Source organism: candidate division KSB1 bacterium (assembly GCA_022562085.1).
In the GTDB taxonomy this organism is placed as follows: Bacteria; Zhuqueibacterota; Zhuqueibacteria; order Oceanimicrobiales; family Oceanimicrobiaceae; genus Oceanimicrobium.
In genome coordinates this window covers 4,683-19,701 of sequence record JADFPY010000048.1, presented here as the reverse complement: position 1 = coordinate 19,701, position 15,019 = coordinate 4,683, and the positions used below count along the sequence as shown (strand labels likewise).

10 protein-coding genes are annotated in these 15,019 nt (G+C 42.9%); 8 read left to right on the top strand and 2 right to left on the bottom strand.

The window, feature by feature from the left end:
• The coding region (locus IH879_06730) for a Na+/H+ antiporter NhaC family protein (protein MCH7674632.1) at positions 1–892 on the bottom strand (892 nt) is incomplete at its 3' end.
• A 241-nt stretch (positions 893–1,133) separates the two neighbouring features.
• Between IH879_06730 and IH879_06725 the strand changes: the two genes are divergently transcribed.
• A complete protein-coding gene (locus tag IH879_06725) occupies positions 1,134–3,773 on the top strand; it encodes a hypothetical protein (protein MCH7674631.1) in 2,640 nt (879 codons plus the stop codon).
• Between the two features lie 231 nt (positions 3,774–4,004).
• Here the strand turns inward: IH879_06725 and IH879_06720 are convergent, their stop codons facing one another.
• On the bottom strand, positions 4,005–4,589 hold the full coding sequence (locus IH879_06720; protein MCH7674630.1) for a TIGR00730 family Rossman fold protein: 585 nt from the start codon (positions 4,587–4,589) through the stop codon (positions 4,005–4,007).
• 295 nt (positions 4,590–4,884) lie between these two features.
• Here IH879_06720 and smc point away from each other — a divergent pair, with 295 nt between their 5' ends.
• The 7 genes from smc to IH879_06685 all read left to right on the top strand — a co-directional run bounded on the left by smc (position 4,885) and on the right by IH879_06685 (position 14,908).
• A complete protein-coding gene (gene smc, locus IH879_06715; protein MCH7674629.1) occupies positions 4,885–8,472 on the top strand; it encodes a chromosome segregation protein SMC in 3,588 nt (1,195 codons plus the stop codon).
• Positions 8,473–8,976: 504 nt separating this feature from the next.
• Entirely contained in the window at positions 8,977–9,216 is a 240-nt protein-coding gene (locus IH879_06710) for a MerR family transcriptional regulator (GenBank protein MCH7674628.1), read from the top strand.
• A gap of 18 nt (positions 9,217–9,234) precedes the next feature.
• Positions 9,235–10,005: a prepilin peptidase gene (locus IH879_06705; protein MCH7674627.1), complete on the top strand. Its 771-nt coding sequence runs from the start codon at positions 9,235–9,237 to the stop codon at positions 10,003–10,005.
• Between the two features lie 3 nt (positions 10,006–10,008).
• Positions 10,009–11,124: a PAS domain-containing sensor histidine kinase gene (locus IH879_06700; GenBank protein ID MCH7674626.1), complete on the top strand. Its 1,116-nt coding sequence runs from the start codon at positions 10,009–10,011 to the stop codon at positions 11,122–11,124.
• 7 nt (positions 11,125–11,131) lie between these two features.
• Positions 11,132–11,518, top strand: a complete 387-nt coding sequence (locus IH879_06695) for a response regulator (protein MCH7674625.1) — start codon at positions 11,132–11,134, stop codon at positions 11,516–11,518.
• A 44-nt stretch (positions 11,519–11,562) separates the two neighbouring features.
• Positions 11,563–13,266, top strand: coding sequence for a Flp pilus assembly complex ATPase component TadA (gene tadA, locus IH879_06690; protein ID MCH7674624.1), 1,704 nt, complete (start codon positions 11,563–11,565; stop codon positions 13,264–13,266).
• Positions 13,267–13,510: 244 nt separating this feature from the next.
• A complete protein-coding gene (locus tag IH879_06685) occupies positions 13,511–14,908 on the top strand; it encodes a sigma-54-dependent Fis family transcriptional regulator (GenBank protein ID MCH7674623.1) in 1,398 nt (465 codons plus the stop codon).
• Positions 14,909–15,019 lie beyond the last annotated feature (111 nt).

The following is a 15,019-nucleotide window of genomic DNA, read 5'->3' as shown; positions in this document are numbered from 1 at the left end:
CGTCGCCAATCAGCCCAACCTGGAACCCGATCCAGGTTGAGACCAAAGCGATAGAAGCAACAGGCGCTGCAGTCGAGTCGACGATGTATGAAAGTTTTTCACGGGATATCTTCAGTTTGTCTGTAAACGGCCGCATGGTATTTCCGACGATCAGGGAGTTAGCGTAGTCATCAAAAAAGATTAAAATGCCCATCGCCCAGGTAGCCAGTTGTCCGCCCCTGGGGCTATTGGCATATTTCGATAATTTTTCTACGATTCCCTGGGTGCCCCCGGATTTTGAAATGACCCCGACCATGCCGCCGAGTGTTAGACTGAAAATCAAAATAGCTGCATGCTCTGCATCAATTAAAGAGTTGACGAGATAAGTATCGATGGTTCTCATAAACCCCAGGACGGGGGCGTAACCATTAATGAAAACCGCGCCCAGCCAGACACCGCAAAAGAGGGAGATCAGCACCTGTCTGGCAAGAAAGGCCAAAGTAATTGCAAATAATGGCGGCAGCAAACTCAGCAAACCGGGCAGGACGCGCACACTTGCTTCTGACCTCAGACCTGCCGATTCAAAAGTGATCGTGTGTGCACCCCTGTTTTGAAACACGGCATTTGGAATCGTAACGCCGCCTTCTTGAAAAATGTAAGTTGGCGCCTCGGAGACTCCTGAATCGGTTGTTATTTTCAGACCCTTGACGCGCAGGGTGTCTGCAAAGCTTTTGATTAAATTATTTTCTTCGTTTGTGATTTTAATTTTCACTTCAAAAGTGACGCCGCTTAACGCGATCCCCGGAGCTTCAACAACAAGGTTGGCCGCTTTTTCAGGTTGGGCTGCTATTCCAGTGGTAAGTGCCAGAATAAAAATGGGGAGAAGGAAACCTCTTAGGAATTTGGATTTCATGGCGTTTTTGGTAGTTGATTTAAAAGGGAAGTGAATTGGCTTAATTATAATAAAATATTAAAAAAAAGTAAAGTAGAAAATCAGAATGCGGCCAAGCCCGGACCGAAAAACCTTGCAGGTTTCTGAAACCTGCAAGGTTTAGTCTGATGGCGAAGCTTTAACACCAAACGAGGCGGACTTGATTTTAAAAGATTAATTTCTAAATTAAATCGGGTTAATTTTATCCTCTCTGGTTCAATTTATGAGAATCCACAATAATTTCAAAACGGTTTGGGCCGGCTGGTTAAAAGCAGCTAATCTTCTCGCTGCTTGCAGTCTGCTTGCTTTCTTCTTTTCCTGCAAATCGGGCTCAGATAATGACCTGCAGGAAAAATATCTCCACAGGCCGAAAGATCAAATCGAGCCGGACAGCAGTTCTTTCAGTGAGACACGAAGAATTGTGAATTTAAACGGCGGATGGCAGGCGAAGAAGAAAGATGCCGAATCATGGACACAGGTTTGGGTTCCAGGCGCTTATGATTTTGAAGGCGAAGTTGAATTTAAACGAACGTTTGCAATTGATTCCAGTTTGGCCGGGCAAAGTTTTAAGCTTGTTGCATTCGGGATTAATAATCGCTGCAAGCTTTTTCTAAATGATGAGTTTATCGGCGGTCATGAAGGGGGGCATACTTCATTTACCATTGAGTTGGATCGCCAGCGATTGTTTATTAATGAGCAGAATGAACTTAAAATTGAGGTCGATAATTCCCTCCTCCCCAGAAGTAGCCTTCCTTTGAAGCACCGGCCAATGAGCCCGCGTAATTTCGGCGGTATTTTTAGAGATATTTTTATTGCGGCAGCTCCGAAAATTTCTATTGATCATTTGCGAGTCAGCAAAACTTTCTCCGAGGGTTTCACTGAGTGTCAGCTTTCGGTGGTGGCGAGCCTGAAAGGCAGAACCTCTGAGAGTGAGCAAATTAGCTTGCGTCTCGAACTGTGGGATTCTGACAACCAGAAAAGGTTGGCCCGCTCTTCCCTTGATGATTTGCTGGCTGATGACAAGATAACCCAAGCAACGGTTTCGCTTGATGTCAGCGGTTTTGAATTATGGCGTCCGGACAATCCAAAAATATATGAACTCAAAGCGTCCCTCACTCGAGAGGGCAGCATCTTAGACGAACAAATACTAAAAATTGGTTTCAACGATATTCAAATCCTGGATAATCAATTTTTGCTCAACGGCCAGCCTTTTGCTTTGCGCGGGTTCGATTGGTTTGAGGATTTTCCCGAACTTGGACCGACTGCCGGCCGGGAAAGAATTAAAGAAGAGATTCTGAAAATCAAAGAAGTCGGCGCCAATGCTCTGAGAGTTGTCGGGACACCGCCGCATCCTTATTTGCTCAGCGTGTGTGATGAACTCGGAATCTTGGTGTTCGAGGAGATGCCTCTAACGCTCATTCCTGACATCCGGTTTGAGGAGACATTATTTTCCGAACTTGCGCTGAACTACGCCAAAGAAATGGTAGAAAGAGATGCCCACCACGCTTCTTTAGCCGCCTGGGGGTTGGGCATGGATCTACTGCTTGAGTCTCCCAGCTCCGAAAGTTTTGTTCATACTCTCACGGAAACTGTCACGGAACACTCGCCCCGGCCTACTTATCTTGCTTACCGGTTTTTGGACTCTTTTGAATTACCAAATTCAGTTGATTTCGCATTGCAAAATTTTTATAACAAAGATTCTCATGAATTGATGAGTTTGATAATCGGACAAGAATCAAACAAAGCGCTTGTCTTGTCTTTGGGGTACCCGGCCCGCCTGGACAGGGAGCCTGGCTTATTTGGAAACTCAAAGGACAAAAGCGTGGATGAAAAATTATCTGTCAAGCTTCAGGAAGTTCAGGCATATAAATTAAACCGGATTCTTGCCAATTCTGAGCTGCAGGAAAACACCGCTGGTTTTTTTATTCACACCTTTGCAGATTGGCAGGAAGCAAAGCCCAATTTATTTTTTGGTGCAGCCGGCGATGGATTCCTGAACAAATTTGGAGTCGTTGACTTTGACCGCGAAAAACGAATCGCTTTTGACGCAGTAAAGTCGGCTTTTAAAAGCAACCGCTTGATAAAGATTCCCGCGCGATCACAACAAGCAGCGAATCCAAATATTTATCCGATAGTTGGTTTGACATTGATTTTATTCTTCCTGTTTAATTTTCAGCGGAGTCGGCGACTGCGGGGCAACTTGCGGCGAATATTTCTTTACCCGCACGGCTTTTATGTGGAGTTAAGGGAAAATAGAAAGATATCTGCACTGCATACATTTTTGATAGGTCTGACAGTTTGCTCGATTTTAAGTTTTATTTCGTCCAGCATTTTGTTCAATTATCGCAATGATTTTATTTTTAACGAAATTTTAAATCTCCTAATTGGCTCGGTTGATCTAAAATTCAAACTAATCTGGTTGATTTGGCGGCCGGCCTGGTTTCTTATTGTTTCAACTTTAGTATTCTATCTGGCTTTTGCTTTTCTGACCCTGGTTCTCAGAATTACCTCGTTTGTTTTAGGACAGAATCTGGCTTTCTGGCAGTTCTTTACCCTGGTGGTTTGGTCAAGCGCAAATTTCATTTGGCTTTTGCCGATAGTGCCTATTTATTTCAGGATTATCAGTCAAACTTCATGGGCAGCCCCGGCAATTTTGGTGCTATTTTTATTTGTTCTGTGGGCTTGTGGTCGGTTGTTGCGGGGGTTGAAAGTCGTTTACTCTGTGTCTTTTCTCAAGACCTGGGCTTTGGCGATTATTTTATTCGCGGTTATTCTGGGAGGGGTTGGCTGGTATTACAACGTCAATTATGCTTTGTTTGATTATTTGCCAATTTACCGCCAAATAATGGCGGTCGGCATTTAGTCCTAACGCGGCGGAGTCACAATCCTGCTTTGTCATGGTCCAAACTACGGTGTTATTATCAGCAGTCATTAACGCTTCGCTGTCATTGACAGAGGTAAATTTTTTCTCCTCTAAAATGACGCCGAAGGCAAATAGCATAATGACTTAATGACGGGTACTGTCATTCCCCGAAGCGTCGGGGTCATTTAGCCATTCTCTTGCAAAAAAGTGCAAAAGTTCAGAAGTAATACTCTAAAGCGTCGCAAAGTTACGCGAGCTTGCATCCCACTTAGGTGCGTTTAAAATCGTTTCCACCACCTCTTCTGCTTTCGACACAACACTCCAAATCGATTTGTGCTTTTCATTCATAAAGCGTTCGTTTATGCATTTATTTAACATCTCAATCTGGGGATCAAAAAAATCGCGCACATTTACGAGAATAATAGGTTTTAAAAAAATGCCTAAGCGTTTTAAGGTGATGACTTCCAGGAGTTCCTCCAAGGTGCCGGAACCTCCCGGAATTGCGACCACGGCATCGACATTTTCAATCATCATGTGTTTTCTTTCACGCATATTGTCAACCAGCTTGAGCTCGGTTAAGCCGGTGTGGCCCCACTCAAGGTCGGACATGAATCTCGGCAGAATTCCGATGACTTTGCCCCCTTCGGCAAGGGCGGCTGTTGCCACCTCTCCCATTAAGCCGGCGCCGCCTCCGCCATAAATTATCGTCACGTCTTGTTTGGCTAATTCTTTGCCCAAACGGTTTGAGGCGTCAAAATATTCAGGGTGAACTTGCGTACTTGAAGCACAGAATACACAGACTCTATTTATTGACATTGAATCAAACCTTTTTATTAGAATTTACATAGTGAATTAAGGAACTTTTAACAAATTGGGTGGAGATAGGGCTGGTTTGAAACGCTACTAAATTTTTAGAATTTAGCATTTTCAAAAATATTGTCAAGCTGAAAAAAGTGAAGATCTTTTCATAAAATACACCTTGACTTTCGTAAATTATTCGATTATATTGAACCAACTTCATATCGTGGGTCACTGAACGAGATCATACTGTATATAGTATGTCACCCGAGCTGGTTCTCCGCAAAACTCACTCAAAATTTAAGAGGCGCGTGTGTATTTAGAAAGCTTAAAAATCAATGGTTTTAAGTCCTTTGCAAGGGAAACTCATTTCTTGTTTAACGATGGCATAACTTCGATTGTCGGCCCGAATGGCTGTGGTAAAAGTAACATCGTTGATGCTCTTCGCTGGGTGTTGGGTGAGCAAAAACCCGGCACAATTCGAAGTGAACGCATGGAAAATGTCATTTTTAATGGCACTAAAGCCGCAAAACCGCTGGGGATGGCCGAAGTTTCCTTGACCATTCAAAATACCAAGAACGTTCTGCCAATCGAATACTCCGAGGTTGTGATCACGCGCCGTCTGTTCCGGTCTTCCGAGAGCCAGTATCTTTTGAATAATTCTCCCTGCCGGTTGAAAGATATTCAAGATCTACTTATGGACACAGGAATGGGCCCGGATGCTTACTCGATTATTGAGCTAAGCATGGTGGAAACAATTCTGAACGGTAAACCCGAAGAGCGACGGAAGATTTTTGAAGAAGCCGCCGGGGTCACGAAATATAAGCAGCGCAGAAAAGCCGCTTTCCGGAAACTGGAAGCGACGGCGGCTGATGTACTCCGGTTAAACGACATCATCAGCGAAGTGGAGAAAAATGTGGGCTCTTTATCCAGGCAGGTAAAAAGGGCGAAGAGTTACCAGGAAATAAAAGAGCAGTTGAAGGAAGATGAAATCAAACTAACGACCCGTCAATTCTCCAAAATTAAAATTGAGTTAGAGCCGCTTACTGAAAAATTAAATGAAACCCAGGATAACCGGGTTGCCCTTACGACCAAGTTCGATGAACAAGAAGCTGAAATTGAAGAAGCGCGCACCAGGCTGCTGGAATTGGAGAGAAAGCTGAGCGCGCAGCAAAAAGAGTTGAACGAAGTATCTTTAAAAATCCACCAGAAAGAAGAAAAAATTCTAGTCGGCCGCGAGCGCAGAAAAGCTCTTGAAGCCACTAAAGTCAGACTTCTTAAAGAAAAAGAAGAAATCAGTGTCCGGATAGAAAAGAATAAAACGGAGATTCTGCAGTCAAAAGAACAGTTGCAGCAACTCTTTGAGCAAATCCAACTCGCGGAAAATGATTACCAGGAAAAAAGCGCAGAGTTGAAATCATTTGAAATGCGCATCCATGATAAATACGAACAGCTCAAGGGAATTGAAAATCAACGGCTTCATGCGGTTGAAGGGTTGACGGAAAGTAAACAGGAAGAAGAACGGATTAAGACCCAGCTTGAAAACCTCGAGGAAAGACTTAAGTCGATCCGTCGGGATTTCGAGGAAAGCCAACTGCTTGAGAAGATTCGTGAGGATAAGATTACTAAATTACAAGAGAAAAAAGCAAGTCAGGCATCGGAATTAACCAAGCTGAGGCAGCAGTTAAAAGACATGCAAGATGAGCTAACTGCCTACCGAGAGACTAAAGAAAAAATAAAAGAGAAGATTCTCAATAAAAACGGCGAAGCGCAGGCGCTCAAAGAGAGAATAGCTCTGTTAAAAAAGTTTATCGAATCTTATGAAGATCATCCTGAAGGCGTGCAGCACCTGCTTCTTAACGGGCACCTCAACGGAGGCTGCAAAGGCACCCTTGCTGAGAACTTGACAGTTGATCCTCCCTACCGGCGGGCGGTTGAGACGGCAATGGGCGAAGCTGCGGTTTCACTTATTGTTGATGCGACCGATCAGGCGCTCGAATGCATCGAGGTTCTGAAAGCGGATGAAAAAGGATCAGTGACATTTTTTCCGCTGGATAAATTTTCAACTCAGAGAATTAAGAGCGATCTCCGTCCTCACAATGACGACATTTTGCAGGCGAACGGTGTGATCGATTGGGCGCATAATTTAGTGCAGTGTGAAAAAGAATACCGGGCAATCGTGCAGTCGCTTTTACGAGATTTTCTAATTGTAGAAGATTTTCAGACGGCAAAACAGTACGCTGACAAATTGCGGGAAAATCGAATTAATCTGATTACTCTGGACGGCGAAGTAGTTTCCAACTGGGGGCCCATCAAAGGCGGTGCGAACGGAGAATCACAAGCTGGCGTTATCGGACGCAAAGCACTTGTGGAAGAACTTGAGTCTAAATTAAAAGAGACCTGGACGCAGCTTGAGAAAGAGGAAGAGGAGCAGCAAGAAATCGAAAGCAAGTATCAAAAGGCTTTTAACAAAGAAAAAGATTTAGATAAGCAAGTAAAAGCATCTGAATTGAAACTTACTGATTCGGGAGTCGAATTAGCTCAATTAAATTTTGAGTCCCGAAAAGATACCGAGACTCGGGAAAGACTTGCTAAAGAAGATGAGTCACATAAAAAGAATCGAAAATCGCTGACTGATAAAATGCAAACCGTCTCGCCTTCTTTAGATAATTTGATCGAAAATAAGGCGCAGTATGAAGCTTCTCTGCAACAGGCTTCGGATGATCTTGAGAGCCTGGAACAAGAGATTAAAGAATATCGAACTGTTGAGCAAGACAGCAGAGTGAAGTTAGCCGATCTCAAGAGTGAGGAGAGGCACCTGCAGAACAACATTTCAAGGCTGCACGAGTTTGAGCGGGAATTGAAAGGTTCATTCAAACGGTTAGATGAAGAAATCGTAGGTGCTGCGAAAGAACATGCAGAATTGGCAAACCGGATTGAGCAAAATAAGAGCGCTATCGAGATAGATTTTGATGAACAGAAGATTGTCGAAGCAGAAGTGTACAAACTTGAACAGACGTTTTTAGAAAATAAAGAAGAGCTGACCCACCAAGAAAAATTCGTCAAAGCTGTTCGCGATGAAAAAGACCTGGTTGCTGAAACGCTGCACAGTATGGAACTGCGGGTTTCCGAATTGAAAATGAACGCCGAACAAATAAAAGAGCGAATCAAAGAGGAATATGGCGTTACAATTAAGAAAGGAGCTTTAGAGCAGGACTTTGACGAGGAAGGAAGTTCCGAAAGAATCCGCCGGCAAAAAAATAGATTGGATTCGATGGGGCCCGTCAATTTATTAGCGTTAAAGGAGTATGAAAAGGAAAAGTCACGACTTGATTTTTTACTGACCCAGAAAAATGATTTGATCGAAGCGGAGACAAATCTAAATGAAACAATTCAAGTTATCAATAAAACTGCCCGTGAGCAATTCTCGAAAGTTTTCGAAGAAATAAGAGAGAATTTTGTCAAAGTTTTCCAGGACTTTTTTGAAAACGGTCAGGCAAATTTGCGATTGGCGCCCAACGCGGATCCATTGGAGGCCGAAATCTTGATCGAGGCGGCTACCAAAAGCAAGCGACCTACAGCCCTCATGCTCCTTTCCGGCGGCGAGAAAGCCTTGACGGCGATTTCCATTCTTTTTGCTATTTACCTCGTCAAACCCAGTCCATTCTGTATTCTTGATGAAGTGGATGCACCTTTGGACGATACAAACATCGGGCGTTTCGTTCAAGCCCTGCGCACTTTCTCCAAGGATACGCAATTTCTGATAGTGACCCACAACAAACTTACCATGCACGCTGCTGATTTTCTCTATGGTGTAACTATGGAAGAGGAAGGCATCTCGAAGGTGGTTTCTGTTAGTTTCAAGGATATGGATTTAAAGCAGCCGTCGAAAGCCGCCTAAAATTGGCACCTCAAAACCTTCACTCAAAATATTTTACAACTCCACTCACTAAGTCAAACCTGATTTCCCTCCTTTCTAAGTCTATCTTATAGACCTCATAATATCAAAGAACAGCCACTCTAACTTGCTCGGGTCGAAGACTAACCCTTGACTAAATCTAAGCTGATTTCTTCTGGAAATCTCCTAAATCCCCTAAAATCCCAAGCCTTACCAACACCGCTGTTATGCTCCATTCTCTTCATCCAGTTATTCACATCTCTCAATCTAATGCTTCTCTTCCCCTATTTTGCAGAAGTCTTAGTCTATCTTTAGACTTCTGCAAAATAGCTTAATTTGTCATTTCGGATGACACGAAAGTTAACTTTTTGCAGATGTCAAAACTACCTTTTAGTTTGTCAATTTTTTCAATCACAAATCTCTCATTATTGATTATCAACATTAATGTTTAAGCATTTTTATGCCGATGTAGAATAACATATAGGAGTTTTAATTTGAGGATTTAAGATGATGAATACCATGTGGTTAAGTAGTTCTGATGTTACACGCCAACTTAAAATAAGTTTAAGACAACTTTATTACTGGGAATTAAAAGGGATCATTAAACCTCGGTTGATCACCTTGGGGTCCCGGGAGTTTAAGCGCTATTCCAACAGGGATTTCAAGGTTTTAAGCCAGATTAAAGATTTTTTGGACGAAGGGTATACTCTAAACAGCGCAGTCCGCCGCGCCCAAACAAAACCGTAATTGAGGGGAATAGCAAGATTGAATGTTCAAATACCGTTGATTTTTTTGTTCGGTTTGATTTTTGGAAGTTTTCTGAATGTTTGTATTTACCGTCTTCCAAAAAAACAATCCATTGTGTGGCCAGGTTCACATTGCCCTTCCTGTAAAAGCTCTATCCCGTTTTGGCAAAATATCCCGGTCTTAAGCTATATTTTTCTTACAGGAAAGTGTAAGAATTGCAAATTTAGAATTTCGTTTATTTACCCTTTTGTTGAAATTCTTACAGGTATTCTTCTGGTTGTTGTCTGGCAACACTACGGTTTGACGTTGTCATTTTTGCATTATTCGATTTTAGTTTTATTCCTCTTACCGATTAGTTTCATCGATCTGGACACCAAGTTGATTTTAAATGTACTTATCTTTCCGGGCATTATCATAGGTTTATGTTCATCTATTTTTCTTAACCAGATTTCCATCATGAATGCAGTGTCCGGGTTGTTTTTGGGAGGGGGGTTCTTGTGGTGTGTTGGGCTGTTAGGGAATTCGATTTTCAAAAAAGAAAGCATGGGTGGCGGAGACATCAAGTTGGGTGCGATGATCGGGATTTTCCTGGGACCCAATGTTCTCATTGCGCTTTTCCTGGCCTTCTTTCTTGCCTTACCCGTCATTGCCATTGGACTCTCAACAAAGAGGCTTAAAGTTGGCAGCACCGTGCCTTTTGGACCCTTTATTTCACTTGGTGCAGTAATTATTGTGTGTTATGGCCAATCACTTCTTCATCAGTATTTAAATTTTGTCGGAAGCTTATAATCAATGGAGCAATTCAAACGTAACCCCGCAAAAACCCAATTTGCCGATGGCAATGCTGTTGCGATTCATTCCACCAAATTAACCTCGGAAAAAGAAAAATTCGAATTACTGGCCTCCAGAACCCTCGACGGGATTCTCCTGTGCGATTCAGAAAAAGAAATTCTCTTCATTAATAATTCAGCAAAACGCATTTTAGACCTACAGGTTGATAAAAATTGGGTTGGAGAGTCCTTAGAAGATTTGAAAACACCATGTTTAATAGATTCTCTGAATGCCGCGCTGAAAAACAATATTCACGAGATCAATAAAGTTGTCGACCTCTCTGCAAACCACACCAAATTAATTGGTATTCATTTGGAGCTTGCCCGAAATTCAAGAAACGAGCAGGTCGGTTGGATGTTTGTCATGCGCGATGTGACCCGGAACTGGCAGAATGAACAGATGCGCTCGGCTCTCACGGTTGCAAGCCACGAAATTAAAACCCCGCTTAACTCGATGCTAAGCGCGGTAGATTTACTTTTGGACCTTGACTTAGGAAGCCTGAATTCGAAGCAGAATCACTGTTTAACGGTTGTCAAAGACGACATTCAGCGTTTAAACCGTCTGCTTACAGATTTGCTGGACTTGTCAAGGTTTGACGAGGGCATTCAATTTTTAGAAAGAAGAAAGCAGACATCTTTAGAATTCCTGGTCAATAAAGTTTTAGATTCTTTTCGAGCATTCGCAAAATCAAAGAAGATGCGATTAGAAAATAAAGTCCCGAAATCAATTCCAACATTTAAAGGGGATCGGGACCGGTTACAGCAGGTCCTGTCAAACCTGGTTGAAAACGGCATCAAATATTCGATGCCCGGAGGGTTGCTTTCAGTTCATGCAGAATTGCAAGATTCAATTATTAAGTGCTGGGTAAACGACACGGGTGTAGGTATCCCGGCAAGCGACCTTCAAACAATTTTCGAGAGATTTAATCAGCTTGATAATTTTCCTGATAGCGGCTCGCGCGGTTATGGGCTTGGTTTAAGTATTGCGAAAGAGATCGTCAAATCAAACGGTGGGCAGATTTGGGTGGAAAGTAAGTTGAAAGTAGGCAGCACATTCTTTTTTACAATTCCTGTCTGAGGATTTTATGAAGAAAAAAATATTAATCATAGAAGATTACAATAACATTGTCGAAATTTTAACAATGCGTTTAAGTGCGATGGGGTATGCGGTAATTTCTGCCAAGGATGGCCAGGAAGGATTGACCCTGGCCAGAAAAGAAAAACCCGATTTGATCGTTTTGGATGTTACGCTCCCTAAAATGAATGGTTATAAAATCAGCCGGTTACTTAAATTTGATTCAAAATATAAAGATATTCCCATTATTATGCTGACAGCGCGGGAGACGAAGCTGGATGAGCAAATAGGGCTGGAGACCGGAGCGGACGTATATATCTATAAATCGGATAGAACCGGCAAGTTGCTGAAGACAATTCGTCATTTTCTGGATTCAACTCCGGTCAGAGTGGCTTAGGATAGACCTCGTTTATTTCTCGCCCAAATTAGTTCAACTCCAAAATGGTCAAAGAAGAAGATAAAAAATTTGGTGAACTTCTCTTTAATAAAGGGATTCTTAGTAAAGCACAACTGCTCGAAGTTTTTAATTTTAAAAAACATAACAACGAAGAACTCAGCCAAATTATCATCAATAAAGGTTTTGCCGAAGATGAAGATGTAATAGACTGTCTGGCGGAAGTTTTGAACATTCCATTTGTTCAATTGCAAGATTACGCAGTTGACCCCGCCGTCCTGGAAATTGTCCCCAAAGAATTATCGATCAAACATAAAGTTTTCCCCGTTTTTAAAATTGAAAACAGCCTGACAATCGCCATGGTTAATCCGGGCGATGTGCAAGTCATCGATAGGCTGCACAGGGAAACCGGCTATGAAATTGAGCCCGCGGTCAGTCTTGAGAGAGACGTCATGAAGGCGATAGAAACTCATTATGAAGGGGCGAAAGAGATTGATTCTTCTCTTGATGAAGTTATCCAGGACATTCAAAACGAAAAACCCGAAAAGGAAGAAACCACTTCCGCAGACAAGCTAAAACAACTCAGCGCTGAAACACCCGTGGTAAAACTGGTGAATCTCGTGCTTTCTCAGGCAATTATGGAGAGGGCTAGTGATATTCACATTGAGCCAGAAGAAAAAACGCTGCAAGTCAGGTATCGGGTGGATGGTATTTTGCATGACAGCCTGACGCCGCCGAAACATTTGCAAGCCGCCATCATTTCCCGCGTCAAGATTTTAGCGAACCTTGATATTGCGGAAAGCCGTATCCCGCAAGACGGCAGATTTCAGATTTTAATTAATGGACGTGAGATTGATTTTCGCGTGTCAACGCTTCCGACAGTTTACGGAGAAAATATTGTCTTAAGGATTTTAGACAAAAGCAGCCTCATGCTAAATCTTGAAGACTTGGGGATTGAACAGGAAGCTTATAAAAAGCTGCAGGAAATGATTTCCAGTTCTTATGGCGTCATTTTAGTGAGCGGTCCTACTGGCAGCGGTAAAACCACAACTTTATACTCGATTTTACATGGTTTAAACACACCGGACAAGAACATTATTACCGTAGAGGACCCCGTTGAATATCGATTGAAGCGAATTCGGCAGGCCCAGGTGAATGTCAAGGCCGGGTTAACTTTTGCCACCGGACTTCGGGCGATTTTGCGGCAAGACCCGGATATCTTGATGGTCGGCGAGATTCGTGATTCAGAAACGGCTAAGATTGCCATCGAATCAGCGCTGACAGGTCACCTCGTTCTTTCGACAATCCACACGAATGATGCCCCTGGCGGCTTGACCCGCTTAACCGAAATGGGTATCGAACCATTTTTGAGCGCTTCCGCCATCATTGGAATTATTGCCCAGCGTCTGGTCAGAAAACTTTGTGATAACTGCAAAGTGTCCTATAAAGCAACTGCTTCCAATCTTTCGGAATTGCGCCTTACGGATGGAATTAAGGATGTCAAATTTTACCGTGCTGAAGGATGCTTTCAGTGCAGAAATACCGGCTATAAAGGTCGAAACGGGATTTATGAAATTATGGCGGTGGATGAGGAAATCCGGGAACTGACCTTAAATGGCGCATCGGCAGATCAAATTAAGCGAGCTGCCATTAAAAATGGGATGCGAAATCTCAGGTATGATGGCATCCGAAAAGCCATGCAAGGAATGACTTCGGTGGAAGAAGTATTGCGCATTACAAATGCGAGTTAAAGTTGTTGTAAACGTTTGAATTAACCTGTCGATATTAGAATGGGGCTGTATTAATTTAAAGTGTTCTCATCGGAGATGAAAAGAACAACCATCTTCATGCTGAGCGAAGTCGAACCATAAACGCTTTTCGAAATTTAAACCTTCGACTGCGCTCAAGGCGAAGGTTTCGCACTTTTTGTTTTAGACAACGACCCCGATGAGTGAAATCAAATAGAGTTTAGAATTTTTGGATACAGGATTGACAATGACGAAAGGTGCATCGATTCTCGCGGTTGATGATGAAGCAGATTTTGTAGATTCCTTAAGTTCAATTTTAACGAAACACGAATATAGTGTGGACACCTCTTGTTCCGGTTATGAAGCTCTGCAGATGTTGAGTATTCGGCCTTATGATTTAGTTCTTCTCGATTTAACGATGCCGTTGATTAGCGGTATCGACACTTTAAAGCGAATTCAGAGAATTGATCCGGGATTGCCGGTGATTATTCTGACCGGTGACAGCCGGGTCGGTACCGTCGTCGATGCGATGAAACTTGGGGCTTATGATTTTTTTCCGAAACCCCTGGATTGGGAAAGGCTGGAGATCGCAATTAAAAACGCTTTGATTACCAAAGAACTGCGTGGTGAAGTTTCCCGCTTGCAAGGTCAATTGAAAAGTAAGTACAGCTTTAAACAGATTATTGGCAACAGTAAAAGTATGCAGGATGTGTTTAGAAGTCTTGAACGAGTTGTTGAGGCAAACGTGACCGTCTCAATCCGTGGTGAAAGCGGGACTGGCAAGGAGCTGTTAGCACGTTCAATTCATTTTAACGGCCTTAGAAAACAAAAGGCGTTTGTCGCTGTCAACTGTGCAGCGATTCCTGAAAGTCTGTTAGAGAGCGAACTCTTCGGTCATGAGAAAGGCGCATTTACCGGTGCAATCGCAAGACGTGCCGGTAAGTTTGAGCAAGCGGATGGCGGCACCCTTTTCCTCGATGAAATCGGTGACATGCCGCACTCGACTCAGGTCAAGATACTCAGGGTTTTGCAGGAACGCCAGTTCCAAAGGGTCGGCGGCACCGAGACCGTGGAAGTAGATGTGCGTGTCATCTCCGCGACCAACAAGAATCTCGAAGAGGAGATGAAAAAAGGAAATTTCAGAGAAGACCTTTACTATCGAATAAACGTCTACCCGATATTTGTACCGCCGTTGAGAAAACGTCGCGAAGATATCCCGGCTTTGGCTGCATTCTTTCTTGGGAAATATAATAAAGAATATCGCAGAAAAGTCAAAGCCATTTTGCCGCAAACATTGGATTATTTAATGAATTACGAGTGGCCGGGTAATGTTCGGGAATTGGAGAATGTTCTTGAGCGCTCTTTTTTACATGCTTCTGATGGGGTTCTGGCTGCCGAGCATTTGCCCATAACCATTACTTCTTTTAAAGAAGATTTAAACAGTGGCGATTCATTTATCAATCTAAAAAAAGTCGTGTCACTTACCAGGCAGATCACTCCATTGAAAGATCTGGAAAAGGAAGTTTTGCAGCAGGCGATAAAGCTGACAAATTATAACATGTCCAACGCGGCTTTGGAACTGGGAATCGGCCGGACCACCTTGTACCGGAAACTTGAGAAATACGGAATTACTTTGAGAAGGTAAGGTTAGCTAAAAGGACTGTCCAGAAAAGAAGGAGTGACGCCATCCGTTCTATAAACTCAGGACATACCTTTGCCGAGAGTATTTGGAAATTCTGTGACCAAAAACCCTTGC